Genomic DNA, 2,597 nt, shown 5'->3' on the forward strand with positions numbered 1-2,597 from the left:
CACGCCGATGGCGCCGGGACGAAGAGCTCTCTCGCCTACCTCTACTGGCGCGAGACGGGCGACCTATCCGTCTGGCGTGGCATCTCGCAAGACTCCATCGTGATGAATCTCGATGACCTCCTCTGCGTCGGTGCCACTCAGGGGCTCCTCCACTCCTCCACCATCGGGCGCAATAGCCGGCTCATCCCGGGTGAGGTGATCAGCGCGCTGATCAATGGCACGGACGAGCTCCTCGAGCAACTCCGGGACCTGGGCGTCGGGATCTACAATACCGGCGGAGAGACCGCCGATGTGGGCGACCTCGTTCGGACGGTGATCGTCGACAGTACCGTCTCCTGTCGCATGAGGCGCGAGGAGGTGATCGATGCCGCTCGCATCGCTGACGGTGACGTGATCGTGGGGCTGGCATCCTTTGGGCAGGCGACCTACGAGACGGAGTACAATGGGGGAATGGGGAGCAACGGGCTCACCTCCGCCCGGCATGACGTCTTTGCCCACCACTATGCGGAGAAGTATCCTGAGTCCTACGACGACTGCCTGCCGGACGATGTGGTCTACGTCGGCTCGCACAGCCTGACAGACCGTGTGGAGGGGCTCGACATCGACTATGGTCACCTGGTCCTCGCTCCGACCCGTACCTACGCTCCGGTGCTGGTGGAGATGCTGCGCGAGCTGCGCCCGGAGATCCACGGACTGATCCACTGCACCGGAGGGGCGCAGACCAAGGTGCTGCATTTTGTGGAGGGGAAAAAGATCATCAAGGACAACCTCTTCGACCTGCCACCACTCTTTGACACCATCCTCCGCGACGGCAAGACCCCGGCCAGGGAGATGTACAAGGTCTTGAACATGGGTCACCGCATGGAGGTTTACCTCCCCGAGCAGTACGCTGCCGAGGTGATCGATATGGCGCATCACTTCGACATAGATGCTCAGGTCATCGGACGGGTCGAGAAGGCTGACGAAAGCGAGGTGGTGATCGAGAGTAGTCTCGGGAGCTTCGAGTACCGATGATGGGTCTGGCGGAGCAATTGGCTCCCCTGCGGGCGAAGTTTCGCGAGGTGACCATCCGGATGACAGACCCGGAGGTGATCGGCGATCAGAAGCTCTTCCGCAAGCTGAGCTTAGAGTATAAGGACCTAAAGGAGATCGACGATAAGGCGGAGCAGTACGAGTCACTCCTCCACCAGCGAGATGAGGACGAGAAGCTCATCGCCGCCGGAGAGGATGCCGAGCTGTCCGACCTGGCGAGGGAGGATCTGCAGACGATCGAGGAGCAGCTGCCGGAGCTGGAGCAGGAGCTGAGGATGCTCCTGCTGCCCAAGGACGAGGACGACTCCCGCGACGTGATCATGGAGATCCGCGCCGGCACGGGGGGCGACGAGGCGGCACTCTTTGCGGGGGATCTCTTCAAGATGTACCAGAAGTACTGCGCCGAGCAGGGGTGGAGCTGCCACGTCACGTCGATGAACGAAGGGACGATGGGTGGCTTTAAGTCGATCATCTTTACCGTAGAGGGGGAGAAGGTCTACAGCCGCCTCAAGTACGAGAGCGGCGTCCACCGCGTGCAGCGTGTCCCGGTGACGGAGTCGCAGGGGCGGATACAGACCTCCGCCGCTACGGTCGCCGTGCTGCCACAGGCAGACGAGGTGGATGTGGAGCTAAGGAGCGAGGACATACGCACTGACATCTTCTGCGCCTCCGGTCCCGGTGGTCAGGGGGTCAATACCACCTACTCCGCCGTCCGGCTGACGCACATCCCGACCGGCATCGTCGTGCAGTCGCAGGACGAGCGATCCCAGCGGCAGAATATGGCGAAGGCGATGGAGGAGCTACGCACCCGCATCTACAATCAGGAGCGGGAGCGACAGGAGGCGGAGCGCGCCTCAGAGCGGCGCTCTCTCATCTCCACCGGCGATCGGTCGGAGAAGATCCGGACCTACAACTTCCCCCAGAGCCGCGTCACGGACCACCGCATCGGACTATCGATTCACGACATCGACAGTGTGCTTGACGGCGGGATCGCTCCTTTTATAGAGGCTCTCACCACGGAGGACAACCTTGAGCGCATGAAGGGCAGCGCCGATCCCTCGTGAGCCAACTCGTCGCCCTTTAGCCTCTTTCACCACCTTTAGCACCTCACGTCCGACTTGTCCGACTTGCCTTGTAACAACAATGTCACACCGCCGTAACAGCAAGGTATAACCACCTGAGTACCTTTGCCACAAAGAGACAGATACTCATTCATTTTTTATTGTGGCAAAGCATTTTCTGATCTACTCCTTGCTGGGTCTGGCGCTGCTTCCGTGGCTGAGCGGTTGCGCCGGCACGAAGACCCTAAGCGGCGCCGGGGCAACCTTCCCTGCCCCTTTCTACATCGAGGTGGCGAAGCAGTATGGCGACGCGGAGGGCATCCATGTGAGCTACGGCGGTGTCGGCAGCGGCGCCGGTCAGCGCAATCTGGCCGAGACGACGGTCGACTTCGGCGGTACGGACGAGTTCCTCTCCGACGAGAAGATCGCCAAGGCCATGCCTATGCCGATCATCCATATCCCCACTTGCATCGGCGGCATCGTCATCGCCTACAACCTCGAGGG

Annotated in this window: 3 protein-coding genes; all 3 read left to right on the plus strand. The window is 61.4% G+C overall.

Annotated features, from left to right (window positions below; all coding sequences use genetic code 11):
• Positions 1-1,014 (plus strand): AIR synthase-related protein (locus Q0F21_RS07060; RefSeq protein WP_297238630.1); only part of this gene is annotated, 1,014 nt, incomplete at its 5' end.
• Positions 1,011-2,096 (plus strand): peptide chain release factor 1, encoded by a 1,086-nt coding sequence (prfA, locus tag Q0F21_RS07065; RefSeq protein ID WP_297238632.1) that lies wholly within the window; start codon positions 1,011-1,013, stop codon positions 2,094-2,096. The genes Q0F21_RS07060 and prfA, both read left to right, overlap by 4 nt.
• Positions 2,097-2,256: 160 nt before the next feature.
• On the plus strand, positions 2,257-2,597 hold a 341-nt coding region (locus Q0F21_RS07070; RefSeq protein ID WP_297238634.1), incomplete at its 3' end, for a substrate-binding domain-containing protein.

Source organism: uncultured Porphyromonas sp. (assembly GCF_934359325.1).
In the GTDB taxonomy this organism is placed as follows: Bacteria; Bacteroidota; Bacteroidia; order Bacteroidales; family Porphyromonadaceae; genus Porphyromonas_A.